The following is a 26,544-nucleotide window of genomic DNA, read 5'->3' on the forward strand; positions in this document are numbered from 1 at the left end:
GATATGCGCTTGTGCGCAAACCGGATTTTCAGCAGGAGATAGATCGCTCGCTACTGTCAGAAATGACAGGTATGTGCAGCGAAAACGAAGAAGCCCCGACAAGTCGGGGCTTCCAGGCTTAGAACATTTAGCTACCAGAAGTTACTTTTCTTCTGCCAACTTGTGTTCCAGGTAGTGGATGTTGACCGCGCCAGCGCAGAAGCCTTCATCACGGGTCAGGTCGCGGTGCAGCGGGATATTGGTCTTGATCCCGTCAACCACGATTTCGTCCAGGGCATTGCGCATGCGTGCCATGGCTTCGTCGCGGGTCGCGCCCCAAGTGATCAGCTTGCCGATCAGCGAGTCGTAGTTCGAAGGAACCTTGTAGCCGCTGTACAGGTGCGAATCAACCCGCACGCCGTTGCCGCCTGGAGCATGGAAATGCTTGACCAGGCCAGGGCTCGGAATGAAGGTCTTCGGGTCTTCGGCGTTGATCCGGCATTCCAGCGCATGCCCGTGAATGACCACGTCATCCTGGGTGTACGACAATTTGTTGCCGGCGGCGATGCTGAGCATCTCCTTGACGATGTCGATACCGGTGACCATTTCCGAAACCGGGTGCTCCACCTGAACACGAGTGTTCATTTCGATGAAGTAGAAACGACCGTTCTCGTACAGGAACTCGAAGGTGCCGGCGCCACGGTAGCCGATGTCGATACAGGCCTTGACGCAACTGGCCAGGACTTCCTTGCGCGCATCTTCGTCGATGTACGGTGCCGGTGCTTCTTCCAGAACCTTTTGGTGCCGACGCTGCAACGAGCAGTCGCGGTCGCCCAGATGGATCGCGTGGCCCTGGCCGTCGGAAATCACCTGGACTTCCACGTGACGTGGGTTGGTCAGGTATTTTTCCAGGTAGACCATCGGGTTGCTGAACCAGGCAGCCGCTTCGGCGCGGGTCTGCTTGGCCGCTTCGATCAGTTCTTCTTCCTTGTGCACCACGCGCATGCCGCGACCACCACCGCCACCGGCGGCCTTGATGATCACCGGGTAGCCGACTTCACGGCCAATGCGCAGTGCGGTTTCTTCGTCTTCCGGCAGCGGGCCGTCGGAGCCAGGTACGGTCGGTACCTTGGCGCGCTTCATGGCGTCCTTGGCAGAAACCTTGTCGCCCATCAGGCGAATGGTTTCGGCTTTCGGGCCGATGAAGGCGAAACCGGATTTTTCCACCTGTTCGGCGAAGTCGGCGTTTTCCGCGAGGAAGCCGTAGCCGGGGTGGATGGCCGTTGCACCGGTCAACTCGGCCGCCGAAATGATGGCCGGGATGTTCAGGTACGACAGGTTGGCGGGCGCCGGGCCGATGCAGACGGTTTCGTCGGCCAGACCCAGGTGCATCAACTCGCGGTCAGCCGTGGAATGCACGGCGACGGTCTTGATGCCCAGTTCTTTACAGGCACGCAGGATTCGCAAGGCGATTTCGCCGCGGTTGGCGATCAGGACTTTTTCCAGCATCGCAGGCTCTCCCCGGTTCAAACGATGGTGAACAGCGGCTGGTCATACTCAACCGGCTGACCGTTTTCTACCAGGATGGATTCGATCACACCGCCGACTTCGGCTTCGATGTGGTTCATCATTTTCATCGCTTCAACGATGCAGATGGTGTCGCCTTTCTTCACGGTCTTGCCGACTTCGACGAACGCTGGCGAACCAGGCGCCGGGGTGCGGTAGAAGGTGCCGACCATCGGCGATTTGATCACGGTGCCATTGTGCTTCGGCGCAGCGGCCGGAGCTTCGGCGGCCGGGGCGGCGGCGACTGGCGCGGCAACCGGTGCGGCGACTGGCGCCGGAGCGTAGTACTGCTGTGCTGGGGTCTTGCTGTGACGGCTGATCCGTACGGATTCTTCACCTTCACGGATTTCCAATTCGTCGATACCGGACTCTTCCAGCAGTTCGATCAGTTTCTTGACTTTACGGATATCCATTAATTCTCAACTCCCAAGGGTCGGTCAGGGGCATATCGACAGCCGGTCAGGGCCATGGGGCTCAGCTTCAGGCTGCGCCGGTCATGGTTGGGTACTGACGGCCAATTGTTCCAGGGCGGCCTCCAGGGCCAGTCGGTAACCGCTAGCGCCAAGGCCGCAGATCACTCCGACAGCAACATCGGAAAAGTAGGAGTGATGGCGGAAAGGTTCGCGTTTGTGCACGTTCGACAGGTGCACTTCGATGAATGGGATGCTCACTCCCAGCAGCGCGTCACGTATTGCAACGCTGGTGTGCGTAAAAGCAGCCGGATTGATGATGATGAAATCCACACCTTCATCGCGTGCCGCGTGGATCCGGTCGATCAATTCGTATTCGGCATTGCTTTGCAGATACATTAGATGGTGACCGGCTTCACGGGCGCGGCGCTCCAGATCCAGGTTGATCTGGGGCAGGGTGATCGCGCCATAGATGCCGGGTTCGCGGGTGCCAAGCAGGTTCAGGTTGGGTCCGTGAAGAACCAGGAGAGTCGCCATCATGTATACCTTGTTGTTTCTGTGAGCCACAGTGCGGCGACTATGCCGCAAGGTCGACGGACTGTCCAGTTAACAACAGTAGCCAGCACGATGACCGATATTCACGCAAAATTTGTGACTCAGGCACTAAATTTGGTCATTTGCTCTAATCAGCCGCCCGGCAAGGCCCGCGCCGTCGATTTCGCCGACGATGGGGTGAGAAGCCGGTTCGATGCCGTTCTTACTGTAGAACACTGACGCGGGAGGGCCGGACAATTGGTATTGGTCGAACAGGGTGCGCTGTTCGGTGGTGCTTCGGTCAGGGCCAGGCCGTGGGTGATGTATGGAGATCTGTCGTAGTAAGACCTTGATGCCGACCACCGTCATTGTGGGAGCGGATTCATCCGCGAAGGGGGCAGTACGCTCAACGCATTTTTCAGCGCTGGGAATGCCACTTTCGCGAATGAATGCGCTCCCACAGATTTCGTCGGCACCGCATTCGCTCCCACAGCGCTATTCTTTTCAATGCGGGTCTAGGCCGTCGTCTCCGGCAACACAATCATGTAACTGGTCCCCGGCTTGCTGTCGCGGTTGGAGTGCACCTGGTTACGCCCGGCGTGCTTGGCGCGGTAAAGGGCGTTATCGGCCATGGCGGCCAGGCTCAGGCTGTCATCACTGTCGCCCAGTTCGACCACCCCGGCACTGAAGGTGCAGAACAGATCGGCCGGTTCTGCCGGGTAGTGGATCTCGGCAAAGCGCCGGCGGATTTCGTCGAGTACGTGGTGGGCGTTGAGCAGGTCGGTGTCGGGCATGACGATAGCGAACTCCTCACCACCGTAACGGCCGATGAAGTCGCTCTTGCGCAGGCGTTGCTTGAGAAACAGCGCCAGGCTCTTGATCACCCGGTCACCCATGGGGTGGCCGTGGCTGTCGTTGACCTTCTTGAAGTGGTCGATATCCAGCATCGCGAAACACAGCTGCTTGCTCTCGCGGCGGCTTCGCAGGCAGCAGTCCTCCAGCAGTTGCAGGATATGGGTGTGGTTATACAGCCCGGTGAGGCTGTCGCGGATCATCCGCGCCTTGAGGTTGCGCGCACGCCCGGCGCGATTGCGCACGGTGGTGATCAAGTGACGCGGCTGGATCGGCTTGGTCAGGAAGTCGTCGCCGCCTTCGCTCATGGCATCCAGTTGCTTGTCCAGATCGTCCTCGGCGGACAGGTAAATGATCGGTACGCTGACATAACGGTCGTTGTGGCGAATCACCTTGGCCAGTTCCGTGCCGGTGCAGCCGGGCATGTACATGTCGAGGATAATCAGGTCCGGCTGGAAATCGGCCAGCTCGGCCATGGCCTGGATCGGGTCGAGCAGCACGCGGGTGACGATCCCGGCGCTGTTGAGCAAGCGTTCGGTGTGGGTCGCCTGGGCACGGGAGTCGTCGATGACCAGCACTTTATAAGGCTCGTACTGCGCCACGCGAATCAGCACTTCGAGTTTCTCCAGCAGACTCGAGGCTTCCAGGGTACCGGTGAGGAATTCCTCGCCGCCCGCGCGCACAGCTGCCAGGCGAGTCGGCGTGTCGGTTTCCTGTTGGCTGAAGAAAAGCAGGGGCAGTTTCTGCTCCAGGCTGGCCTGGACCTGGGCGGCGATTTTCAGGCCTTCGCCTGGACCGGCGAAATCCACATCCATGACGATAGCGGCCGGATGGCGCTCGATCATGGCCGCATTAAAGGCTTCGGTATCGGCCAGCGACATGGCCTGCAAGCCGAAGAACTCCAACTGTTTAGCCAGGCGTTCGGCGCGCTCGCTGTCGTGCAGCACTATATAGATAGGCTTGCGCAGCGGTGGCAGGGCCATCTGGTCGAGGCGGTCACCCTGACGCAGGCCGGTGCGCGACAGGCGCTGCATCAGACGGTTGAGCTCGGTGATCGAGGCGCTGCTCAGGCGACCGCGATTGGCTTCCACGGTTTCCAGGGCGCCGGTCAGCAGGCGTGCCAGGTCGGCATGCTCGACCTGCTCGAAACGTTCGGCGAAACGCAGCAGGCGTTGGGTCGACTCCTTCAACTCTTCCAACTCCGCGACCGACCATTCAAATTGCTGCAAACGCTGCCACACCTCCAGAATCTGGCGGGCTTGATGGATAACGCGTTGGGCAAAATGGTGCTTGAGACGATCACGGCTGGGGTCTTCTGGTTCGGCCATTATCCTGACTACTGTTATTTTTCGCTGAGGACGAGTGCTGGCTCTATGCTACCACCTCCGCTTCGAATCAAGAGTGCCGTAAGTCAAATAATTGGCAACAAGTTCCCGTCTTTTGTTGCGTTTTAATGACTGTAAGGCCGATTTACGGGGAGTAATGGCGTCATCGGCGTATCTGGCCGACGGGCGGCAGATATGTCGTCCCTTGACTCATTGGCGCTTGCGAGCACTTGCACTCGATCGTCACCAAGTGGTTCTGCGGGTCCGCAATTTATCCCGCCAGCACATCCCGGAAGACATCAGGGCGAGTGGCGGCGATATGCAGTAGCGAGCGGGCGGCACCCGACGGTGAGCGGCGGCCTTGCTCCCATTCCTGAAGCGTACGTACCGACACGCCCAATAGCTCAGCAAATCGAGGCTGTGACAATCCGGTCTTGCTGCGCGCTTCAGCGGCTTCGGTCGCTTTCACCTGGCGAACATCGCCGTAGCGCCCTGCTTTCACTTCCTGGATCGCCGCCAGTAGCTCTTCGCCGATATTGCGTTTGGAGTCGCGCTCCATGAGCTCTTTTTCAGTCAGGGGCATGATTAAATTCCTTGGCGATTTTGCGCAGGATATGCGCGGGTATATTTTCGGTCGCCCCTTTACCGTAAATCAGTAGTGCGAGCAGTACACCACTGGCTAGCTGGGCGGTATAGACGACTCGTACTGAGCCGCTTTTACCTCGTCCATCCATGTTCCAGCGGACTTTGCGGCAACCTCCTGAGCCAGGAACAACCGATCCGGCATCAGGGTCGTTAGCTAGGAACGTCATGAAGGCGCCACGTTCTTCTTCTGTCCATAGTCCGGCCAGAGCTTTGTGAACAAAGGGGATTCAATAATCGTCAACATTGAATTCTACGTCTCTGACGTATATGCGGCAAGCAGTGATGACAGGGAAAACGGTGTGTTGGCGGGAAATCGCTACCTTGCGTCATGAAAGTCATGGTCGGTTGATGTATTTGCATGGGGTTGCAATAGTCAAAGCGGGGGCGATTGGGGTCAATGCGCGAGGTTGTAGGGCTTTTCTGATTCTTTTGTGGGGTGCCTTATGTACCCCATTCGCTGAGTTGGAATGCAATCCTGTGGCCGGCTTGCTGACGATGACCTGATAGTTGCGAGCGCTGCGCATTTGATCGCCATCAGGGCAGCTCCCACGGCTTTCACGGTCCCAAGGGCGACACTTGGGGAACAAAACCTCGCGCACCGCGTGCCTGTACAAGGCACCTTGCTGTAAGGTTGCGGTCCAACCGACTCACACTCCGGGATTGAAAGGACAACGCCATGCTGGATTGGAAGAACCGCGCGGGCAGCGCAAGTGAACCTGCGGCTGCTACCGCACCGGTCAAGGAACGCGGCTACTTCGGTGGTCTGTTTTTCAGTCGCGCCGTGGGGACTCTGGTCGGCATCTATCTGCTGGTGACCATCGCCGTCGGTTGGTACTGGAGCCAGGAGCCTGCGTTGTTCCCGGTTCAGCAGAACGCCCAGGCCGCCGCCGAGCGTCAGGGCCGGCAGATGGTGATCGGCTTTACCACCATCGAAACCCTCAAGACCGTCGCCCAGACCCTGCTCGACAAGCCCGGCGGCTACCTGTCCAACGACCGCATGCCGCCTGGCCTGTGGCTCGATAACATCCCAAGCTGGGAGTACGGCGTGCTGGTCCAGGTCCGTGACCTGAGCCGTGCCCTGCGCAAAGACTTCGCCCGCTCCCAGTCGCAGTCGGCTGAAGACAGCGATCTGGCCCGGGCCGAGCCGTTGTTCAACTTCGACAACAAGAGCTGGATCCTGCCCTCCAGCGAGTCTCAGTATCGCGAAGGCATCGCCGCGCTTAGCCGCTATCAGGCGCGCCTGTCCGCTCCGGATCAGAAGAACGCCCTGTTCTACGCCCGCGCCGACAACCTGAACAACTGGTTGGGTGACGTTGGTACGCGCCTGGGTTCGCTGTCGCAACGGCTGTCGGCCAGTGTCGGTCGGGTCAAGCTCAACAGCACTCTTAAAACCGAGACCCTGGTCAGCGTCAAACCGGGCGAAGTGCCGCAGGTTGACGAAGAAATCGTCGAGACGCCGTGGTTGCAGATCGATAACGTGTTCTACGAAGCCCGCGGCCAGGCCTGGGCCTTGTCTCACCTGCTGCGCGCCATCGAAGTGGATTTCGCCGATGTCTTGGCGAAGAAGAACGCCACGGTCAGTGTGCGCCAGATCATTCGTGAACTGGAAGCGTCCCAGGAGCCGATGTGGAGCCCGATGGTGCTCAACGGCGGCGCCTTTGGCGTGCTGGCCAACCACTCGCTGGTCATGGCCAACTACATTTCCCGGGCCAACGCGGCGATCATCGACCTGCGTCAATTACTTTCCCAGGGCTGATGGATGTCCATTTCCTCCAATGAAGTCGCGCACCGCGCGGCTTCCGATGCCGAACAGATCGCCTGGGCCGACGAGCAGGACCAGCTACTGGGCGCCATGCGCCGTTCGGACCTGCGCGAGCAGGGCCTGATCGGGCGTGGCACCTATATCCTGCTGTTCAACTCGGCGGGCGAGTTGTGTGTACATCGGCGCACCCTGAGCAAGGCCATTTACCCTGGCTACTGGGATGTGGCGGCGGGCGGCATGGTTCAGGCCGATGAGAGCTATGCCGAGTCAGCGACCCGGGAGTTGGAAGAAGAACTGGGTGTCAGCGGCGTGCGGTTGTCCGACCATGAGCGGTTCTTCTTCGATCAGCCGGGCAATCGCCTGTGGTGCGCGGTGTTTTCCGCCGTCTGGGACGGGCCGCTGGTCCTCCAGCCGGAAGAGGTGCTCGAAGCACACTTTCTGCCTGTTGCCGAGGTGCTGCGCCAGACCCACGAAATGCCCTATTGCCCGGACTCCCTGGCTGCCCTGAAGCGTTATTTGGCGCAAGTCGCAAAAGTTGATTGATTTGGCGCAATTTGACGCTTAGCAACAGGGAAATTTGCCGTTACACTGCGCGGCCTTTTCACGCTGGGCCGGTTCGCCGGCCCAGTTGCGCTGCCCCTGCCTGAGTGGGGCTTCGCGGTCGGTGTTCACCGGCCAATCTTCAGTCCTCAACAAGAGGATTTCCCGTGGCCAAGAAAGCCGCATCCTTTGCCGCCCTGGGCGGTCTGGTGTTTTCCACCGACGCAGGCAGGCATTGCCCTGACTGTCGTCAGCCCGTCGACGCCTGCACCTGCAAGCAAAGCCTGATTCCCGAAGGGGATGGCATCGCCCGCGTACGCCGTGAGAGCAAGGGCCGTGGCGGCAAGACCGTAACGACCATTAGCGGCGTGCCTTTACCCGAAGACGGGCTCAAGGACCTGGCCAAGACGCTCAAGCAGCGCTGCGGCACCGGTGGTTCGCTCAAGGACGGGGTGATCGAGATTCAGGGCGATCATGTCGAGTTGCTGCTGGTTGAGCTGGTCAAGCAGGGGTTCAAGGCGAAAAAGTCCGGCGGCTGAGCGCTTGCGGGATTTTGCGCAAACTCTGTGCTATCCCTTGGGTCTACTGACCACAGGGTTCTGGCACCAAACCGTCATTTGCACTCTTTACACTGCGCCCAGCCCGCTCACGGCTGGGGCTATCTGACTTCTTTATAGGGGACTTCGATGTCCGTACGACGCACACGCAAAGACGATGGCAGTCAATGGACAGCTGCGGACAGCCGCAGTGTTTATGGGATTCGTCATTGGGGCGCCGGTTATTTTGCAATCAGCGACGCCGGTCGGGTTGAAGTCCGCCCCAACGGGCCGAACAGCAAGCCCATCGACCTCTACGCGCAAGTGGAAAACCTGCGCAAGAGCGGCTTGTCCTTGCCGCTGTTGGTTCGTTTCCCCGATATCCTGCAGGACCGCGTCCGCCAACTGACCGGTGCCTTCGACAGCAACATCGCGCGCCTGGAATACCAGAGCAAATACACCGCGCTGTATCCGATCAAGGTTAACCAGCAGGAAGCGGTGATCGAGAACATCATCGCCACCCAAGACGTTTCCATCGGCCTGGAAGCCGGTTCCAAGCCCGAGCTGATGGCCGTGCTGGCCCTGGCGCCCAAGGGCGGCACCATCGTCTGCAACGGTTACAAGGACCGCGAGTTCATCCGCCTGGCGCTGATGGGCCAGAAGCTGGGTCACAACGTCTTTATCGTGATCGAGAAAGAATCCGAAGTTGAGCTGGTTATCGAGGAAGCCGCCGAACTCAAGGTCGCGCCGCAGATTGGCCTGCGCGTGCGCCTGTCCTCCCTGGCCTCAAGCAAGTGGGCCGACACCGGTGGTGAGAAGTCCAAGTTCGGCCTGTCGGCGGCGCAACTGCTGTCCGTGGTCGAGCGCTTCCGCAAGGCTGGTCTGGACCAGGGCATTCGCCTGCTGCACTTCCACATGGGCTCGCAGATCGCCAACCTGGCGGACTACCAGCACGGTTTCCGCGAGGCAATTCGTTATTACGGCGAGCTGCGCAACCTCGGCTTGCCTGTGGATCACATCGACGTTGGCGGCGGCCTGGGGGTCGACTACGACGGCACTCACTCGCGCAACGCCAGCTCGATCAACTACGACATGGACGATTACGCCGGTGTCGTGGTCGGCATGCTCAAGGAGTTCTGCGACGCCCAGGGCCTGCCGCATCCGAATATCTTCTCGGAAAGCGGTCGCTCCCTGACCGCGCACCACGCCATGCTGGTGGTGCAGGTCACTGACGTCGAGCGTCACAACGACGAAGTGCCGGTGATCGACGACAAGGAAAGCCTGCCGGAAACCGTACAATGGCTGGTGGACCTGCTCGGCCCGACCGATATCGAAATGGTTACCGAGACCTACTGGCGCGCCACGCACTACATGAGCGACATCGCTACCCAGTACTCCGAAGGCAAGATCAGCCTGGCGCAGAAAGCCCTGGGCGAGCAGTGCTACTTCGCCGTGTGCCGTCGCCTGCACAACTCGCTGAAGGCACGCCAGCGCTCCCATCGCCAGGTACTGGACGAACTCAACGACAAGCTCGCCGACAAGTACATCTGCAACTTCTCGGTATTCCAGAGCCTGCCGGACACCTGGGCCATCGGCCAGGTCCTGCCGATCATTCCGCTGCATCGCCTGGACGAAGAGCCGGTGCGCCGCGCCGTGCTGCAAGACCTGACCTGCGACTCCGACGGCAAGATCAAGCAATACGTCGACGAGCAGAGCATCGAGACCAGCATGCCGGTGCATGCCCTCAAAGACGGCGAGGACTACCTGCTGGGGATCTTCCTGGTCGGCGCCTATCAGGAAATTCTCGGCGACATGCACAACCTGTTCGGCGATACCGACTCGGTGAACATCTACCAGAACCCGGACGGTAGCGTGTACCACGCCGGTATCGAGACCCACGACACCATCGAAGACATGCTGCGCTACGTGCACTTGTCGCCGGAGGAGTTGATGACTCACTACCGCGACAAGGTCGCCAGCGCCAAGATCACCGCCCGCGAGCGCACGTATTTCCTCGATGCCTTGCGCTTGGGCCTGACGCGGTCTTCGTACCTGTCCTCTTAAAGGCGCCTCAAGACCCTGTGGGAGCGGATTTATCTGCGAAGGTGGTATTTCATATGATGAAAATCTATCGAATGTACCGCCCTCTTCGCGGATGAATCCGCTCCCACAAAGGCTCTTTCTTTAGCTGTCCTACAAGTTTTGCCTATTCCTGCGTAGGCAACTTCCGAATCTGCTTTTCCCCCCTCTACTCCCCCAGGTTTCTCGGCCAGAATTTCCGGCCCGTCAGAGGAACCTGTCATGCCTACTCCTGCCTTCAAACTGCGCATCCTGCGCGCACCTGTTGCATTCACTGTGCATTCATTCACCGGCTTCGAAGCGATCAGCCAGCCCTTTGTCTTTGAAGTGGACGTTACATGTCGTGATAACTCACTGGATATGCGCGGCCTGATGTACCAGGTGGCCTACCTGGCATTCGGCAACGGCAAGGGCGGTTTCCACGGGCAGGTTCAAGGTGTCGAGCGCCGTCATTTTCTGCCAGGCCCTGCCTGTTATCGCCTGACCCTCGGCCCGCGCATGGCGTGTCTGGCGCAGCGGCATAATCAACGCGTTTTCCAGGACTGCACGGCGCTGGAGATCATCCGCCGCCTGTTGCTGGAGCATGGCATTCGCAAAGACCATTATCGCTTCGACCTCAAGACTGAATGCCAGCCACGTCGCTACTGCGCGCAGTACCGTGAAACCGATCTGCAGTTGCTTCAGCGGCTGTGTGCCGAAGAGGGCATTCACTATCATTTCCGCCATTCGCGGCGGGACCACGTACTTGTGTTCGGGGATGGCCTGCGCAGCTTTCGCCGGGCGCCCGAAGCGCCGTTCCAGAGTTTGCCAAGCGTCGACGGTGTGCGGCGTTTTGCCGTCAGCCATGAGCAGGCCCAAACCCCGGGTTCGCGCATGCAGCAAGTTGCGCAAGGCGAAAGCACTCTACCGTTCCTCGGGGCGGGGCAGTTGCTGCCCCTGACCGGGCACCCGCAGCAGGCGTGGAATCATTTATGGCTGGTAACCGAGGTGCATCATCAGGGTTCTAGCCACTATCGCAATCAGTGGCAGGCAGCGCCTTGGGAAGTCGGCTTTCGCACCCATGAGGCGCCGCGTCCGGAACGGCTGCTGGATATGCAGCGGGCGCGGGTGGTGGATGCAGTCGCCGACCCTGACGGGCGGGTGCGGGTGCAATTCGAGTGGGCCAGCCAGGGCCATGAATGCTGGCTGCCGGTGGCGGAGCATCTGCAAGGGCGAGAGCCGTGGCGCGTGGGTGCGCTCGTGGTGGTGAGCTTTCTTGAAGGGGACGCGGACCGGCCTTTGATTACCGGTTGTATGCCGACTGGGCCAATGTCCGTGCCGGTTGCTCAATTGCCTGCGCCGATTGAGGCGGGTGAGGGCCTTGAAGTCTGGCTGGATTCGCAGCGGCTGCTTGGTGACAAGCGCTGCCTGCAGGTCAATGACGACCTGAAAGTCAGTTTCGAAGAGGGCTGCCAGCTGCTATTTCGCGTGGGCGGCAGCACTGTGGAGCTGGATCGCCGATCCCTGAGGTTGGCTGCGCCCCGACTGGATCTTGCGTACGAGCGCGATAAGTCGCCGCGCGGCTAGCCGCTCCTACGGAAAACACGGTGCTCTGTAGGACCGGCTTCAGCCGGGAGCCAGCCAGTGCGGACAGCGAAAATTGCCTATTCAATTCGAAAACCATCCGCCACTGCGATTCAACCGCCAAGCAATCACCCCCAGGCTGACACTGCGCAACACCATGAACAGCATGAAACTCAGCCACAGCGCGTGATTGCCCATGCCTTGGGCTAGCCACGCCACCGGCGCGATCAGCAGCACGCTAAGCAGCATGGCATTGCGCATTTCCCGGGCGCGGGTGGCACCGATGAACAGGCCATCGAGCAGGTAGCTCCAGACCGCTACCAATGGCAGTGCTGCCAGATACGGCAGGTATTCGAAGGCAATCGCGCGCACCTCGACAATATCGCTCTGCATGGCGATAAACCCGTGCCCGGCAAACAGGAACAACAGAGCAAAGGCAACGCTGCAGATCAGTGACCAACCCCCGGCTACTGTGAGGGCGCGGCGCAGGGCTGTGCGGTCTCGCGCGCCGATGGCGTGGCCGCACAGGGCTTCCACGGCGTGGGCCAGACCGTCGAGGGCGTGGGCGGTCAGCAGCAGGCCGTTGAGTAGCAGGGCATTGGCCGCCACCGTCGCATCGCCCAATCGCGCGCCCTGTACGGTGATCAGGAAGAACACCGATTGCAGGGCCAGGCTGCGAATGAAGATATCGCGATTGACCGTCAGCAGCGGTCGCCAGTTGCTCCAGCGTTGCAACGCCGCCCAGCAAACCTGACCGGGGTAGGCCAGCAAGCCCTTGCGGGTCAGCGCCAGGCCCAATAGCGCCCCGAACCATTCGGCCAGCACCGAGGCGCGTGCCGCGCCGACCACGCCCCAATCCAGGCCGAGCACGAACCACAGGTTGAGGACGATATTGCTCAGGTTGGTCGCCAGCAGAATCGCCAACGGCGCCCGGGCATTCTGCAAACCCAGGAACCAGCCCACCAGCGCATAGCTGGCCAGGGTCGCGGGCAGGCCGAACAGCCGGGTATGGAAGAAGTCCTGAGTCAGCTGATTGAGATCCGCCGAAGGCTGCATCATCGCCAACGCCAGATGGCTGAAGGGCAGGGCAATCACTGCCAGGAAGAACGCCAGCAACAGCGATAGCAACAAGCCCTGCACCAGTATCTGCCGCAACGCCGCGCCATCACTGCGCCCAGCCGCCTGGGCAGCAAAGCCGGTGGTGCCCATGCGCAGAAAACCCATGGCCCAGGCCAGGAAGGTATACAGCGTCGAACCCACCGCCACGGCGCCGAGCTGATGGGCATGGGGCAGGTGGCCGATGACACTGCTGTCGACCAGTGCCACCAGCGGCACGGAGATATTCGACAGAATCATCGGCGCAGCCAGTGCCCAGACCCGGTGGTGGGTGAGGCGGTGCTGCCAGTCGTTGAGCAGGTTGGACAAGTGGGGGCCCCTTGAAAGGCGGGCATTGTAGCCGTGTGCCTCGCCGATCACAGCAGCCCCTGGTGAAAAACGGGTCAGGCGATAAATCTCGCGACTGATTGGTCGCCTGGCAACCCTGTGGTCAACAGTATCTTTGTACCATTCTGGATAGAGGCAGGGGAAAAACGGAGCATGTCCTGGCGAATGGCGAGTCCATTGACACCGAAGTCAGCATCGCGTGTTCCATTGGGCAGAAGTCTTGCCAAAAAGCCACGGTTATTCATTGGTCCATCGTCTACATAGCCCGATAGCATGATTCGGTTTCCAGCATCCAGAGTCATGCCGACGGCCATAAGTCTGGCATCGGGGGCAATATCATCTAACTTTAGTGGATCACCGTTATTGAAGGTGGGGTCACGGCGGCCATCGCGCAGGAGTTTTATGACAGCGGGATAGAAATAGGGATAGGGAGGATCTTCTTTCAAACCATCAAATTGGAAGACAATGAGTATCGCCCCATCGTCCACCGCTTTTATAGCGATGGCTCTGCCACCCAGAACCGAGTCATCTATCACTACAATTCCGCCGTTACCAAAGCTTTGATCAAGGCTTCCTTCGGCGTCATACCTGAGCACTATGCCGGTATCACGACGATCAGCGAAAACCACCATTCCTCCACGTCTATCAATATCGTAAATTCGAGCATCTATTAAGAAGTCTGGATCCGCCGGGTCTTCGATTTTAACAAAGCCGTTTTGACCAAACGTTTCGTCGGGCATGCCGTCCAAGTGGATCCTGGCCTGGTAAACGCCTGCCCCGTAGCCGTTAGGGTACTGTCTATAACGGGCAAGGAACAACATTTTCCCATTCGGCTGGATATTCAATTGCGGTGTGATATTGGCTTCTACAAGCACTCTGAAGTTAAGCCATGGTGTATTGTCAACGTCAGCTTTTTCGTTATTGGTCGTTGCTTTGTCTGATTTGAGCAGCCAAGGTGGCGGGAAATGTCTATAGCCACTAAATGAAAAACTCCTATCGAGCGAACCTGAGGGTTTGAAGCGGGTCGCGCCTGGCACCCACCAACTATTAGTGAAAAGTATTTCTGAAATGCCGGTTATGGCGCCACTGCCACTGAAAAAGATCAATTCTCTCAGTCGTGCCGGAGTTGTGAGAATCGTGGGAATGGTGGCGTACCCATTGTCGCCAAAGCTTCTGTCAATTTCACCGTTCTCTAACAAGCGGACGAGATAGAAAAGTGCGTCTAAACTTGCGTTCCAACAGACAACATATATAAGTTGGTTTATGCTTGTGTTCGGGGCTGCTACCACGTAGAGGGCGTCAAGCATTAACGGTGGTTTCATCGGGCTGGGTATATATACTATACCTCCGGTGCCGAAACTTGGGTCTGGTTCGGGGGTTGAGTTAGTTGTTTGGTTTTCGGGGTATTTATTTTTTTTCATGATGCTCACTGGCTTTATTTTTGTTGCTGGGAAGTTGATGGTAGTTGGTATAAAGCTACGGGTCAAAAGCAGCAGACAAGAGGGGCGCTATCTTTTGGTTGTAAAAACAATAAGTTGAGATATTATATTGCGATTCGCGATAGAGGTTATTGGTAAACGGTATAAAGTTAAGCTTTTGAAGCGCCGGTCAATGTCGATACAGCATGATTTACAACTCAAAAGTCAATATAGTGAGCGATGATTCGCAGCACCCGACGCAGCCTTTAAAAGGCTATAAAAATCTGCTCCCGCAAGCGTTTGAGGGGTTGAGAGAGCAGGCAAAAAGCCATCATTCGGCCTGAGAACAAAGTCTCATTCCCGCTGTCCTATCACGCGGTCCCTGCCATGTGGGCCAATGACTGCTATATAGTCAGCACCCTCCCTAAACCGTTGCCAATTGAGTGCCCCATGTTCAACAAAGGATTGTTTCTGGCTTGCGCGCTTGCGCTGCTCAGTGCCTGCGATTCCTCCACCCCCGATAAACCCGCTGCTGCAGCGACGCCGAACACTCAGGCAACGGTCGCTACGGCGAGCAAACCCAAGCCTGCGGTCGATCTGCCCGCGCTGGCCAAGCGTTATGCGGGCCGCGAGTTGAGCGTGATCGATGTCTCGGAGATTCAGGTCGACGGCGCCAGCACCCTGTCGGTGAGTTTCTCCGCGCCTCTGGATCCGGAGCAGAAGTTCGCCGAGAAGCTGCATCTAGTGGACAGCAAGGACGGCAAGGTCGACGGTGCCTGGGAGCTGTCGGATAACCTAATGGAACTGCGTCTGCGCCATCTGGAGCCCCAGCGCAAACTGGTACTGACCGTTGATGCCGGGTTGGTCTCGGTGAACAAGTCCAAGCTGGCCGCCGAGTACATCAGCCGCCTGGAAACCAAGGACCTGCAAGCCACGGTAGGCTTTGCCAGCCGTGGCAGCCTGCTGCCGACCCGTCTGGCCGAGGGCCTGCCGGTGATTGCGCTGAACGTCGACAAGGTTGAAGTCGAGTTCTTCCGCATCAAGTCGGACGAGCTGCCAGCTTTCCTCAATCAGTGGGAAGGCTCGTCGAGCATTTCCAGCTACGCCTCCGAAGACCTGCTGACCATGGCCGAGTTGGTCTACAGCGGCCGCTTCGACCTCAAGCCTGCGCGCAACACCCGCGAAACCGTGCTGCTGCCCATCGGTGGGATCAAGCCCCTGCAAGAGCCGGGCGTTTACCTGGCGGTGATGCGCGTGGCCGGTGGTTATACCTATACCTACCCGGCGACCCTGTTCACCCTCAGTGATATCGGTATGTCGGTGCACCGCTATGCCAATCGCCTGGACGTCTTCACCCAGGCGTTGGAAGGCGGCAAGGCCATGAGCGGCGTTGACGTCGATCTGTACAACAATGCCGGTGCCGTGGTCGGCCAGGCCAAGACCGACAGCACCGGTCACGCGCAACTGCCAGTGGTTGCCAATACCGCGCTGATTCTGGCGCATACCGGTGACCAGACCACCATGCAGCGCCTCGACGGTTCGGCGCTGGACCTGGCCGAATTCGATATCACTGGCCCGCAATCCCATCCTCTGCAGTTCTTTATCTTCGGCCCGCGCGATCTCTATCGCCCTGGCGAAACCGTGCTGCTCAACGGCCTGCTGCGTGACAACGATGGCCGCGATGTGAAGCCACAGCCAATCACCGTCGAAGTGCGCCGCCCGGATGATCAGGTCAGCCGCAAGTTCGTCTGGGAAGCCGACAAGTCCGGTTTCTATCAGTATCAGCTGCAACTGGCCGAGGAGTCGCCGACCGGCCGCTGGCAGTTGGTGTTTGACCTGGGTGACGGCAAGCCGCAGATCTATGAGTTCAAGGTCGAGGACTTCCTCCCTGAGCGCATGGCTCTGGATATCAAAGGCAGCGATACCCCGGTAGCACCTGCTGATTCTCCGGTATTCGAAATCAAGGGTCGTTACCTCTATGGTGCTCCTGCTTCGGGCAACACCCTGACCGGTCAGTTGTACCTGCGTCCGCTGCGTGAAGCGGTGGCCAGCCTGCCGGGCTATCAGTTCGGTTCGATCACCGAGGAAGATCTGAAGCAGGACCTGGAGATCGACGCTAGCACTCTGGATGCCAACGGTGAGCTGGAACTGTCCCTGGAAAGCACCTGGGGCAAGGCCAAGTCGCCGCTGCAACTGATCCTGCAAGCCAGCCTGCAAGAGTCCGGTGGCCGTCCGGTCACCCGTCGTGTGGTGCAACCGGTGTGGCCGGCCGAGCAACTGCCGGGCCTTCGTCCGCTGTTCGGCAAGAGCGCCGACGATGACGACGATTACTCCGGTTCGGCCAAGGGCGAAGCCCAGACCGATGGCGACGGCCCTGCCGAGTTCGAAGTGCTGGTGGCTGACGCCGCCGGTAACAAGCTGGCCGCCGACAACGTCAAGGTGCGCCTGGTACGTGAGCGTCGCGACTACTACTGGAACTACTCGGAGAGCGATGGCTGGAGCTATCACTACAACGAGAAGTACCTGAACCTCGACGAACAAACCGTTTCGATCAAGAAAGACTCCACCGTCAAGGTCAGCTTCCCGGTCGAGTGGGGCCCATACCGCGTCGAAGTGGAAGACCCGCAGACCGGTCTGGTCAGCAGCCTGCGCTTCTGGGCCGGCTACCGCTGGCAGGACAACACCGACGGCGGCGCCGTGCGTCCCGATCAGGTCAAGCTGGCACTGGACAAGAAGTCTTATGCCGATGGCGACACTGCCAAGGTCACCGTCACCCCGCCTGCCGCGGGCAAGGGTTACCTGCTGATCGAGTCGAGCGAAGGCCCGCTGTGGTGGCAGGAAATCGACGTGCCTGCCGAAGGCAAGACCTACGATATCCCTCTGGACAAGAAGTGGGCCCGTCATGACCTCTACGTCAGCGCCCTGGTGATTCGTCCGGGCGAGCGCAAAGCCAACGTTACGCCGAAACGCGCCGTGGGCCTGCTGCACCTGCCGCTGGATCGCGAGCAGCGCAAACTGGCCGTGAGCGTTACTGCACCTGAAAAAATGCGTCCCAAGCAGCCGCTGAAAATCAAGGTGGCGGCGAAGAACGCCGATGGCAGCATCCCGAAAGACGTGCATATATTGGTGTCGGCCGTGGACGTGGGCATTCTCAATATCACCAGCTATCCGACCCCGGACCCGTTCAACGCCATGTTCGGCCGCAAGGAATACGGCGTCGACCAACTGGACGTCTACGGTCAACTGATCGAAGCCGGTCGCAACCGCATCGCGACCCTGGCTTTCGGTGGTGACGCTGCGCTGGCCAAGGGCGGCAAGAAGCCCGACACCAGCGTGACCATCGTTGCTCAGCAGGCCTTGCCGGTGACCCTCAACGAGCAGGGTGAAGGCGAAGTCAGCGTGGACATTCCGGACTTCAACGGTGAAGTGCGGATCATGGCCCAGGCCTGGACCGGTGATCACTTCGGCGTGGCCGAAGGCAAGACCGTGATCGCCGCGCCAATCGTGGCCGAGCTGTCGGCACCGCGCTTCCTCGCTGGTGGCGACCAGACCTCCGTCGCCCTGGACCTGTCGAATCTGACGGACAAGGCGCAGAAACTCGTGGTGAGCGTCAGCGCCGAAGGCCAGTTGGCTATTCCCAACGGCAACCAGTCCCGCGTCGTGCAACTGAACAAAGGCCAGCGCACCACCTTGAAGGTGCCGGTGCAGGCCCTGGGCGGTTTCGGCCAGGGATCGGTCAAGGTGCTGGTGGAAGGCCTGGTACTACCGGGCGAGACGCTGCCGCCGTTCAACCGCGAATGGAAAATCGGCGTGCGTCCGGCGTATCCGGCGATGCTCAGGCACTACCGCGCTGCGCTCAAGGATGATGTCTGGAGCCTGCCTGACGGTGCCCTGGATGTGTTCGAACCGGCTGGTCGCGAGGCGATGTTCTCGGTTTCCAGCCGTCCGCCACTGAACCTGGGCGAGCAGATCCGCGCGCTGAAAGCCTATCCGTATGGTTGCCTGGAGCAGACCGCCAGTGGTCTGTATCCGTCCCTGTATGCCGATGCCGCGACCCTTAAGCGTCTGGGCATCAAAGGTGAGCCGGATAACGAGCGCAAGCGCAAGGTCGAGCTGGGCATCGAACGCCTGCTGGGCATGCAGCGCAGCAATGGCAGCTTCGGCCTGTGGGGTTCTGACAGCGAAGAGGAATACTGGCTGACGGCTTACGTCACCGACTTCCTCATGCGTGCCCGTGATCAGGGTTACGCCGTGCCGCCGGACTCCCTGAAGAAAGCCAACGAGCGTCTGCTGCGTTACCTGCAGGACGCCAATCAGGTGCAGATCAACTACAGCCGCAATGTCGAGCACAGCCGTTTCGCCGTGCAGGCCTACGCCGCGCTGGTCCTGTCGCGTAGCCAACAGGCGCCTCTGGGTGCCCTGCGCAGCCTGTTCGACCGTCGTACCGACGCACGCTCCGGCCTGCCGCTGGTGCAGCTGTCGATTGCTCTGGACAAGATGGGTGACAAGCCGCGTGCCGATCAGGCGCTGCTGGCAGGGCTTGCCGTACAGCGCAAATCCGGTGAGTGGCTGGCCGACTACGGCAGCTCCCTGCGTGATCAGGCGCTGATCCTGGCCCTGCTCAACGAAAATAACCTGGCCGCCGACAAGCGCGATGACCGTCTGTTTGCCCTGGCGGACGAGGTGGCGGCCAACCGTTATCTCTCCACTCAGGAAAGCAACGCGCTGTTCCTCGCCGGTCGTGACTTGCTGAACAAGCCTGAGAAGGCCTGGGCGGCGAAACTGGTCAGCGGCGCGCAGAGCTTCGATCTGAGCAACAATCAGACAGCGGTCAAGCTCGACGGCGACAGCCTGGCGGCGCCGATGACCCTGCAGAATCAGGGCAGCGACACGCTCTATCAGCAGATGACCATTTCCGGCTATCCAATGCAGGCGCCAGCGCCTGGCGGCGAGAACCTGGAAATCAGCCGCGAGTACCTGAGCGTCGATGGCCAGCCGCTGAATCTCAATGCGCTGAAGAGCGGTCAGTTGGTGCTGATCCATACCGCGATTCGCGCCAAGGAGCGGGTGCCGGATGCCTTGGTGGTTGACCTGCTGCCGGCCGGTCTTGAGCTGGAAAACCAGAACCTGGCGCAGAGTTCGGCCAGTCTGGAAGACGCCAGCGAGTCGGTGAAGAACTGGCGCGAGTCGATGGAGAACGCCAACATCAAGCACCAGGAATACCGTGGCGACCGTTATGTCGCGGCGCTGGACTTGAACGGCAGCACCACGGTGAACCTGGTCTACCTGGCCCGTGCCGTGACGCCGGGCGTCTACCGCGTACCGCCACCGCAGGTTGAGTCCATGTACCGGCCGAACTGGCAGGCACTGGGTGCGACGCCGCCGCAGTTGGTGGTCAAGGCTAAGTAGTCTGAAGCGATGATCGATCCCACAAGATGTGGGGTCGATTGATTTGTTGGAGCGAGGCTTGCCCGCGAAGAGGTCGGTACATCCGATACATCTTTTGCGTCGGACAAATCCTCTTCGCGGGCAAGCCTCGCTCCCACAGTCGTTTATCTACAGTATCAATGCACCACCCAACTCATGACCCACAACCCCAGCGCCAGCCAGATGATGCCCATGATGATCGAAGCGCGCATGAACGCGCGGATGGCCGAATAGAGCAGAATCAGGCCGATGATCAGCGCGCCGATGCTGATCAGCGAGGTGTCCATGCCGAGTGTCCGGGACAGGCCCTCGATAAAGTTGCTGCCGGCATGGGTGAACCCGTGGAACAACCAATCCAGCCCATCGACCACGAAGCGGATCACCGCACCGATGGCCTGGCCAAGCCCTTCGAAAAAGCCTTCTACCTGCATATGTGCGTCCTGATCAGTGTCATGAAAAAGCGAGTCTCCAGGCTTTGGCTATCACGTGCCATCACGAGTTCCGTGGAGCATAGAGGTTCTGTGTCTTGATTCGCGGATTTGTTGTGCGCGGGCTGCCGGTGGTGCGTCGTTTTGCCCGCCGTTTATGGGGCCGGCGCCTTGAGCCGAAGACCTGGCGCCAGGGCCTGACGCTGTTGCTGCGTCGGGCCTTGCTCGGCCTGTTGCTGCTGATTGCCCTGTTGTGGCTGGCCGACCGTATCTGGCCGCTGCCGCTGCCCAAGGACGATCTGGCGCGAGTGGTGCTGGCTGAGGATGGCACGCCGTTATGGCGCTTTGCCGATGCCAATGGCGTATGGCGCTATCCGGTCAGCCGCGATCAGGTCTCGCCCTATTATCTTGAAGCGTTGCTGACCTACGAGGATCGCTGGTTCTACAGCCATCCGGGGGTTAACCCGCTGGCGCTGCTGCGGGCGACCTGGCAGAACATGCACGGCGCGCGGGTGGTTTCCGGCGGCAGCACCCTGTCGATGCAGGTCGCACGTCTGCTCGACCCCCATGCCCGCACCTTGCCCGGCAAGCTGCGCCAGTTGTGGCGCACCCTGCAGTTGGAGTGGCATCTGTCCAAGGACGAGATTCTCGGCATCTACCTCGACCGCGCCCCGTTTGGCGGCACCCTGCAAGGTGTTGCGGCGGCCAGTTGGGCGTATCTGGGCAAATCCCCGGCGCAAATGACCCGTGCCGAAGCCGCGTTGCTCGCGGTATTGCCCCAGGCGCCGAGCCGCCTGCGTCCCGACCGTCACCCCAAGCTGGCCCAGGCGGCGCGGGACAAGGTGCTCAAGCGTCTGGCCGAGTTCAACGTGTGGCCGCAACAGGCGGTCGACGATGCCCTGGAGGAGCCGTTGCTGCTGGCGCCGCGTCAGGAGCCGAGTCTGGCGCCGCTGCTGGCCCGACGGCTGAACCGGCCTCGCAGTCCGACCCTGATCCGCACCACCCTGGATGCGGTGCTACAGCGACGTATGGAAGACCTGATCCTCGGCTGGCGCGCGCGTCTGCCGGAACGCACCTCGGCGGCGATTCTGGTGGTCGAGGCAGAGAATATGGCGGTGCGCGCCTATGTTGGCTCGGTGGATATCAACGACGTCAAACGCTTCGGCCATGTCGACATGGTCAGCGCCCTGCGTTCACCCGGCTCGACCCTCAAGCCATTCCTTTATGGCAAGGCCATGGACGCCGGGCTGATCCACTCCGAGTCGCTGTTGCAGGACGTGCCCCGGCGTTTCGGCGACTATCGCCCCGGCAACTTCTCGGCGGGCTTCAGCGGGCCGGTGGCGGCCAGTGCGGCGTTGTCCCAGTCGCTCAACCTGCCTGCGGTGCAACTGCTGGAAGCCTATGGGCCGAAACGCTTTGCCGGTGAGATGCGCAATGGCGGCGTACCCCTGACCCTGCCGCCGTTGGCGCAGCCTAGCCTGGCGTTGATCCTCGGTGGCGGCGGCAGTCGTCTGGAAGATCTGGTCGGCGGCTACAGCGCCTTTGCCCGTGGTGGGCGCAGCGCCGACATTCGCCTGCAACCGGATGATCCCCTGCGTGACCGGCCGATGATGTCGCCGGGCGCGGCGTGGATCATTCGGCGGATTCTCAGCGGTCAGTCGCGCCCGGATCTGGACACCCACGCCGACCTGGTACAGCGCCCGCAACTGGCCTGGAAGACCGGCACCAGTTATGGCTTCCGCGATGCCTGGGCGATTGGTGTCGGGCCGCGCTTTATCGTCGGCGTATGGATCGGTCGACCGGACGGCACGCCGGTGCCGGGGCAGTTTGGCCTGGCCTCGGCGGCACCTTTGATGATGCAGGTTCACGATGTACTGGTGAACCGCGACAGTCAGCGCAATATTCTCGCGCCGATCCAGCCGATGCCGATGAACGTCGGTGTCGCGGCGATCTGCTGGCCGTTGGGCCAGACCATGAGCAAGACCGACCCCAACTGCCGCCGTCAGCGCTTCGCCTGGACCCTGGACGGCACTACGCCGCCGACCCTGATGCCGCCCGAACAACCCTTGGGTCTGGGCCTTGAAGAGAAGGTCTGGATCAATGAAAAGGGCCTGCGCGTGGCCTCGGATTGCCCCGGTGCACAATTACGTGACGTTGCCCTGTGGCCGTCGGCGCTGGAGCCTTGGCTACCGCGTAGCGAACGCCGCGATGCCCGCCTGCCCGCCAACGACCCTGACTGCCCGCCACAGGCATTGGGGCTGGCAGCGCCATTGGTAATCGTCGGCGTGCGTGATGGCGATAACCTGCGCCTGCCGGTGGGCAGTCGCCAGGCCCTGCGCCTGAAGTTATCCGCCTTGGGTGGCAGCGGGCGGCGCTGGTGGTTTATAGACGGTAGCCCCATGGCCGATACCGCCAACCAGGACTTCTTCAGCCCGACGCTCAACCGCCTGGGCCGCTACCAACTGAGCGTGCTCGATGAAAGCGGGCAGACGGCGCGGGTGGAGTTCAACGTGATCGATTGATTGCTGAGGTGATCACCTTGGTGGGATTCATCCGCGAAGATGATTGCGGCCGACAGAAATGCGTCGAATGTACCGGCCTCTTCGCGGATGAATCCGCTCCCACAATGAATCTGTTTGCGTCGATCAGGCCGCGCGCGCTTCTTCCAGTGCAGCTTCGGACAACTGGCGCTTATGCCGCGCCGCGTAGTTTTCCGCCATCACCGAGCAGACGATCAACTGCATCGGGTGGTAGATCATGATTGGCAGCAGGATCAGGCCCAGCCCCGGGTTGTTGCCGAAGATCAGCGCCGCCATGGGCGCCCCGGCTGCCAGGGATTTCTTGCTGGCGCAGAACACGGCGGCAACGCTGTCGGCATGATTGAAATGCAGGGCGCCGGCGGTGCGGGTGGTCATGAACAGGATCACGGCGAGCAGGATCGCGCTGCCGATAAACGCGGTGAGGATCACGCTATTGCCCTGGGTCTGCCACATGCCCGATACCATGGAGTTGCAGAACGCCGCGTAAACCAGCAGCAGGATCACTACCTTGTCGATGATATTGGTGTAGCGCTTGTGCCGGGCGAAGAACTTGCCCAGCCACGGCCGCAGCAGTTGGCCCAGCACCAGGGGCAATAGCAACATGCCGCAGAGGTCGAGCAGGGTTGAGCCCAGGTCGATACCGCCCGCGCCGGTTCCTACCACCAGGCTGCACAGCCATGGCGTGATGAAAATCCCGAAGACACTGGACAGGCTGGCATTGAGAATCGCCGCCGGCACGTTGCCGCCTGCGCTGCCGGTCAAGGCCACGGACGAAGAAATGGTCGAGGGCAGGGCGCACAGGTAGAAAAAGCCGAGCATCAGCAACGCCGGAATCTGATTGCCGAACAGTTTGTCGCAGGCCAGCCAGATCAGCGGGAACACTGCAAAAGTGAAGCCCTGGACCATGATGTGCAGGCGCCAGTTTTTCAGGCCGTGGCTGATTTGTTCGCTGGACAGGTTGACCCCGTGCAGGAAGAACACCAGGAACACCCCGCCATTGATCACGTATTCGGCATGCATGCCGCCGCCGCTGGCGCCGAAGCCGGGGAAGAAGTACGCCAGCACGGTTGCCAGCAGCATGCCGCAGAGGAACCAGTCTGTGACGACGCGCTTGAGGTGTTTGAGTGCTTGCATAGAAAGCCCGGGTGCTTGTTTGTAAAGAAAGGTGCCAACAGGCTAACCTGTCTGAATATTTCCGTCTTGCGACATAAGGCCAAGCGATGCCGACTAACGGACAACCTGACTTGCGGCGTGCAGGCGCAGAGCGGCAGATTCCGGCCCTCAGCGAACTGCCGCGCCCGCTGTATGCCCGGGCCGAAAGCCTGGGGATCGGCTCGTGGACGCCGCCGCATCGTCACGATTGGGGGCAGTTTTCCTACGCGATCAGTGGGGTACTGGGCGTACACACCGCCGAGGGCAGCTTTTTCGCGCCGCCGCAGTGGGGCGTGTGGATTGCGCCGGGGCTGGAGCACCAGGTGGTGACATCAATGCAGGCGGAGATGCGCAGCCTGTATGTGCGCGAAGAAGACGCCGCCTGGGCCGCGCCGGGCTGTCAGGTGCTGGAAGTCACGCCCCTGGCCCGTGAGCTGATCAAGACCTTCTGCCTGCTGCCGGTCGATTATCCGTTGGGCGACAGCCACGAAGCGCGACTGGTGCAGGTGCTGCTCGATCAACTGGCGCGCCTGCCCCAGGTCGGTTTCTCCCTGCCGCTGCCGCGTCATGTGCGCTTGCTCGGCCTGTGCAACGAGCTGATCGAAAGCCCCGGCATGCGCATCAACCTGCAGGACTGGGCCGAACGCCTGGGTATGTCGGAAAAAACCCTGATGCGACTTTTTCAGCGCGAAACCGGTCTGAGCTTTCGGGGCTGGCGACAGCGGGCGCGATTGCTGTCGTCGCTGGGTGCACTGGAAAACGGCGAGAGCGTCACTAACACGGCGCTGAGCTGCGGTTACGATTCCACCTCGGCCTTTATCGCCGCTTTCAAAGGCTTGTTTGGCTATACCCCCGGCGAGTTGTTTCGCCAATGAAGTGTCGTGAATGGGCACGAAAGCTGCTTTACAGGTTGTTACAGTGACTTTACTGACGTAATCCGGGCTGATCGATAATCAACCACTACTCGCTGGCATTGGATTGCCGTATAACGAGCAACGATCGCGTGTTTGGCAACGAAGGACCCACAATAAAAGCTGATGAAGACTCCTAAACGCATTGAACCCCTGATCGAGGACGGTCTGGTTGACGAGGTGCTGCGCCCGCTCATGAGCGGTAAAGAGGCAGCTGTTTATGTGGTGCGCTGCGGTAAAGAGCTGCGGTGCGCCAAGGTTTACAAGGAGGCGAACAAACGTAGTTTCCGTCAGGCGTCGGAGTATCAGGAAGGCCGCAAGGTCCGTAACAGTCGGCAGGCCCGGGCCATGGCCAAGGGTTCCAAATTTGGTCGTAAAGAGACCGAAGATGCCTGGCAGAACGCCGAGGTCGCGGCGCTGTTCCGCCTGGCCGGCGCCGGTGTGCGGGTGCCCAAGCCGTACGACTTCCTTGAAGGCGTATTGCTCATGGAGATGATCGCCGATGAAGACGGCGATGCCGCGCCGCGTCTGAACGATGTGGTGCTGGATCCGGATCAGGCGCGGGAATATCACGCGTTCCTGATCCAGCAGATTGTGCTGATGCTGTGTGCCGGTTTGGTGCACGGTGACTTGTCCGAGTTCAACGTGCTGCTGGCCCCGAGCGGGCCGGTGATCATCGACCTGCCCCAGGCAGTGGACGCGGCGGGTAACAACCACGCGTTTACCATGCTGGAGCGTGACGTCGGCAACATGGCGTCTTATTTCGGCCGCTTTGCGCCGGAGTTGAAAGCCACGCGTTACGCCAAGGAAATGTGGGCGTTCTTCGAGGCCGGGACGCTCTCGCCAACGACGGTGCTGACCGGTCTGTTCGATGATCCGGAAGAGACTGCCGATGTCGGTGGCGTACTGCGGGAAATCGAAGCGGCGCGCCGCGACGAAGAACGCCGTCAGGCCGCTCGTGCTGCTGACGAAGAGCCTGCCAACAAAATGGCCGAAGAACCGCCTCCGCCCTGGATGCAGTGATCTTCGCCGTCATCACGCCGGGTTTTCATTAATCGGCGTGATGACCGTTCGTCGGTCTGGCGGCACCTCTCGAGCAGGCGTCCGGACCAATGTGTATCGACTCCATCAAGAGGATGCACATCATGATCAAGACCAAACTGACTGCCCTGACCCTTGCTGGCCTGCTGGCTGCTGCCAGTGTTCATGCGGCCGACTCCACTGGCCCTACCGACCCGGTAGACACCAATGGCCCGCGTTCTGGCAGCTCGAGCATGGGCCAGAACACCGACGGCTCGACCCCCGCACCCAAGACTTCCACACCGGGCACCAAAGGCATGACCAATAGCGGTACTGATGGCAGTACCAGCACCGGGCCATCGACCAAGGGCGGTTCGAGTGCCGGCACCAGTAATTCCAGTGATGGTAAATAAG

20 protein-coding genes are annotated in these 26,544 nt (G+C 60.4%); 10 read left to right on the plus strand and 10 right to left on the minus strand.

Annotation, left to right across the window (positions count from 1 at the left end; all coding sequences use genetic code 11):
* Positions 1-141: 141 nt before the first annotated feature.
* The 6 genes from accC to M2401_RS32650 form a co-directional block, all read right to left on the minus strand.
* A complete protein-coding gene (accC, locus tag M2401_RS32625; protein WP_259110914.1) occupies positions 142-1,488 on the minus strand; it encodes an acetyl-CoA carboxylase biotin carboxylase subunit in 1,347 nt (448 codons plus the stop codon).
* A gap of 17 nt (positions 1,489-1,505) precedes the next feature.
* Complete coding sequence (gene accB / locus M2401_RS32630) at positions 1,506-1,958, minus strand: acetyl-CoA carboxylase biotin carboxyl carrier protein (protein WP_259110917.1); 453 nt, start codon at positions 1,956-1,958, stop codon at positions 1,506-1,508.
* An 81-nt stretch (positions 1,959-2,039) separates the two neighbouring features.
* Complete coding sequence (aroQ, locus tag M2401_RS32635; protein ID WP_259110919.1) at positions 2,040-2,492, minus strand: type II 3-dehydroquinate dehydratase; 453 nt, start codon at positions 2,490-2,492, stop codon at positions 2,040-2,042.
* A 512-nt stretch (positions 2,493-3,004) separates the two neighbouring features.
* Positions 3,005-4,669 carry a PleD family two-component system response regulator gene (locus M2401_RS32640; RefSeq protein WP_259110923.1) on the minus strand — a complete coding sequence of 555 codons (1,665 nt, stop codon included), beginning with the start codon at positions 4,667-4,669 and terminating at the stop codon, positions 3,005-3,007.
* A 268-nt stretch (positions 4,670-4,937) separates the two neighbouring features.
* Entirely contained in the window at positions 4,938-5,249 is a 312-nt protein-coding gene (locus M2401_RS32645) for a DNA-binding transcriptional regulator (protein WP_259110925.1), read from the minus strand.
* Complete coding sequence (locus tag M2401_RS32650) at positions 5,236-5,478, minus strand: hypothetical protein (RefSeq protein WP_259110927.1); 243 nt, start codon at positions 5,476-5,478, stop codon at positions 5,236-5,238. Before M2401_RS32650 ends, M2401_RS32645 begins: the two co-directional genes overlap by 14 nt.
* Positions 5,479-5,987: 509 nt before the next feature.
* Here M2401_RS32650 and M2401_RS32655 point away from each other — a divergent pair.
* The 5 genes from M2401_RS32655 to M2401_RS32675 all read left to right on the plus strand — a co-directional run bounded on the left by M2401_RS32655 (position 5,988) and on the right by M2401_RS32675 (position 11,794).
* The gene (locus tag M2401_RS32655; RefSeq protein WP_259110930.1) at positions 5,988-7,067 is read left to right on the plus strand and encodes a DUF2333 family protein; all 1,080 of its coding nucleotides are present in this window, start codon (positions 5,988-5,990) and stop codon (positions 7,065-7,067) included.
* A gap of 3 nt (positions 7,068-7,070) precedes the next feature.
* A complete protein-coding gene (locus tag M2401_RS32660) occupies positions 7,071-7,616 on the plus strand; it encodes an NUDIX hydrolase (RefSeq protein WP_259110932.1) in 546 nt (181 codons plus the stop codon).
* 164 nt (positions 7,617-7,780) lie between these two features.
* On the plus strand, positions 7,781-8,152 hold the full coding sequence (locus tag M2401_RS32665) for a translation initiation factor Sui1 (protein WP_259110935.1): 372 nt from the start codon (positions 7,781-7,783) through the stop codon (positions 8,150-8,152).
* A 147-nt stretch (positions 8,153-8,299) separates the two neighbouring features.
* Complete coding sequence (gene speA, locus M2401_RS32670) at positions 8,300-10,213, plus strand: arginine decarboxylase (RefSeq protein ID WP_259110937.1); 1,914 nt, start codon at positions 8,300-8,302, stop codon at positions 10,211-10,213.
* 237 nt (positions 10,214-10,450) lie between these two features.
* Complete coding sequence (locus M2401_RS32675; RefSeq protein WP_259110939.1) at positions 10,451-11,794, plus strand: contractile injection system protein, VgrG/Pvc8 family; 1,344 nt, start codon at positions 10,451-10,453, stop codon at positions 11,792-11,794.
* Between the two features lie 81 nt (positions 11,795-11,875).
* Here the strand turns inward: M2401_RS32675 and M2401_RS32680 are convergent, their stop codons facing one another.
* Complete coding sequence (locus M2401_RS32680) at positions 11,876-13,216, minus strand: MATE family efflux transporter (protein ID WP_259110941.1); 1,341 nt, start codon at positions 13,214-13,216, stop codon at positions 11,876-11,878.
* 74 nt (positions 13,217-13,290) lie between these two features.
* The gene (locus M2401_RS32685) at positions 13,291-14,655 is read right to left on the minus strand and encodes a hypothetical protein (RefSeq protein ID WP_259110943.1); all 1,365 of its coding nucleotides are present in this window, start codon (positions 14,653-14,655) and stop codon (positions 13,291-13,293) included.
* 447 nt (positions 14,656-15,102) lie between these two features.
* Between M2401_RS32685 and M2401_RS32690 the strand changes: the two genes are divergently transcribed.
* The gene (locus M2401_RS32690; RefSeq protein ID WP_259110944.1) at positions 15,103-20,061 is read left to right on the plus strand and encodes an alpha-2-macroglobulin; all 4,959 of its coding nucleotides are present in this window, start codon (positions 15,103-15,105) and stop codon (positions 20,059-20,061) included.
* A gap of 155 nt (positions 20,062-20,216) precedes the next feature.
* Here the strand turns inward: M2401_RS32690 and M2401_RS32695 are convergent, their stop codons facing one another.
* Positions 20,217-20,510 (minus strand): hypothetical protein, encoded by a 294-nt coding sequence (locus M2401_RS32695; protein WP_259110945.1) that lies wholly within the window; start codon positions 20,508-20,510, stop codon positions 20,217-20,219.
* A 227-nt stretch (positions 20,511-20,737) separates the two neighbouring features.
* Here M2401_RS32695 and pbpC point away from each other — a divergent pair, with 227 nt between their 5' ends.
* The gene (gene pbpC, locus M2401_RS32700; protein WP_259111010.1) at positions 20,738-23,029 is read left to right on the plus strand and encodes a peptidoglycan glycosyltransferase PbpC; all 2,292 of its coding nucleotides are present in this window, start codon (positions 20,738-20,740) and stop codon (positions 23,027-23,029) included.
* 123 nt (positions 23,030-23,152) lie between these two features.
* On the opposite strand, the gene M2401_RS32705 is transcribed toward pbpC, so the two are convergent.
* Entirely contained in the window at positions 23,153-24,181 is a 1,029-nt protein-coding gene (locus tag M2401_RS32705; RefSeq protein ID WP_259110947.1) for a bile acid:sodium symporter family protein, read from the minus strand.
* An 86-nt stretch (positions 24,182-24,267) separates the two neighbouring features.
* Here M2401_RS32705 and M2401_RS32710 point away from each other — a divergent pair, with 86 nt between their 5' ends.
* The 3 genes from M2401_RS32710 (at position 24,268) to M2401_RS32720 (ending at position 26,543) form a co-directional block, all read left to right on the plus strand.
* On the plus strand, positions 24,268-25,074 hold the full coding sequence (locus M2401_RS32710; RefSeq protein WP_259110949.1) for a helix-turn-helix transcriptional regulator: 807 nt from the start codon (positions 24,268-24,270) through the stop codon (positions 25,072-25,074).
* A 162-nt stretch (positions 25,075-25,236) separates the two neighbouring features.
* On the plus strand, positions 25,237-26,133 hold the full coding sequence (locus M2401_RS32715) for a PA4780 family RIO1-like protein kinase (protein ID WP_259110950.1): 897 nt from the start codon (positions 25,237-25,239) through the stop codon (positions 26,131-26,133).
* A gap of 122 nt (positions 26,134-26,255) precedes the next feature.
* Positions 26,256-26,543 (plus strand): hypothetical protein, encoded by a 288-nt coding sequence (locus M2401_RS32720; protein ID WP_259110952.1) that lies wholly within the window; start codon positions 26,256-26,258, stop codon positions 26,541-26,543.
* Position 26,544 lies beyond the last annotated feature (1 nt).

The sequence above is a fragment of the Pseudomonas sp. JUb42 genome, from assembly GCF_024807945.1.
Taxonomy (GTDB): Bacteria; Pseudomonadota; Gammaproteobacteria; order Pseudomonadales; family Pseudomonadaceae; genus Aquipseudomonas.

Bases quoted from the DNA above. Each gene is read 5' to 3' on its own strand.
- accC (WP_259110914.1), bottom strand. From the start codon at position 1,488: ATGCTGGAAAAAGTCCTGATCGCCAACCGCGGCGAAATCGCCTTGCGA.
- accB (WP_259110917.1), bottom strand. From the start codon at position 1,958: ATGGATATCCGTAAAGTCAAGAAACTGATCGAACTGCTGGAAGAGTCC.
- aroQ (WP_259110919.1), bottom strand. From the start codon at position 2,492: ATGGCGACTCTCCTGGTTCTTCACGGACCCAACCTGAACCTGCTTGGC.
- M2401_RS32640 (WP_259110923.1), bottom strand. From the start codon at position 4,669: ATGGCCGAACCAGAAGACCCCAGCCGTGATCGTCTCAAGCACCATTTT.
- M2401_RS32645 (WP_259110925.1), bottom strand. From the start codon at position 5,249: ATGCCCCTGACTGAAAAAGAGCTCATGGAGCGCGACTCCAAACGCAAT.
- M2401_RS32650 (WP_259110927.1), bottom strand. From the start codon at position 5,478: ATGACGTTCCTAGCTAACGACCCTGATGCCGGATCGGTTGTTCCTGGC.
- M2401_RS32655 (WP_259110930.1), top strand. From the start codon at position 5,988: ATGCTGGATTGGAAGAACCGCGCGGGCAGCGCAAGTGAACCTGCGGCT.
- M2401_RS32660 (WP_259110932.1), top strand. From the start codon at position 7,071: ATGTCCATTTCCTCCAATGAAGTCGCGCACCGCGCGGCTTCCGATGCC.
- speA (WP_259110937.1), top strand. From the start codon at position 8,300: ATGTCCGTACGACGCACACGCAAAGACGATGGCAGTCAATGGACAGCT.
- M2401_RS32675 (WP_259110939.1), top strand. From the start codon at position 10,451: ATGCCTACTCCTGCCTTCAAACTGCGCATCCTGCGCGCACCTGTTGCA.
- M2401_RS32685 (WP_259110943.1), bottom strand. From the start codon at position 14,655: ATGAAAAAAAATAAATACCCCGAAAACCAAACAACTAACTCAACCCCC.
- M2401_RS32690 (WP_259110944.1), top strand. From the start codon at position 15,103: ATGTTCAACAAAGGATTGTTTCTGGCTTGCGCGCTTGCGCTGCTCAGT.
- M2401_RS32695 (WP_259110945.1), bottom strand. From the start codon at position 20,510: ATGCAGGTAGAAGGCTTTTTCGAAGGGCTTGGCCAGGCCATCGGTGCG.
- M2401_RS32705 (WP_259110947.1), bottom strand. From the start codon at position 24,181: ATGCAAGCACTCAAACACCTCAAGCGCGTCGTCACAGACTGGTTCCTC.
- M2401_RS32710 (WP_259110949.1), top strand. From the start codon at position 24,268: ATGCCGACTAACGGACAACCTGACTTGCGGCGTGCAGGCGCAGAGCGG.
- M2401_RS32715 (WP_259110950.1), top strand. From the start codon at position 25,237: ATGAAGACTCCTAAACGCATTGAACCCCTGATCGAGGACGGTCTGGTT.
- M2401_RS32720 (WP_259110952.1), top strand. From the start codon at position 26,256: ATGATCAAGACCAAACTGACTGCCCTGACCCTTGCTGGCCTGCTGGCT.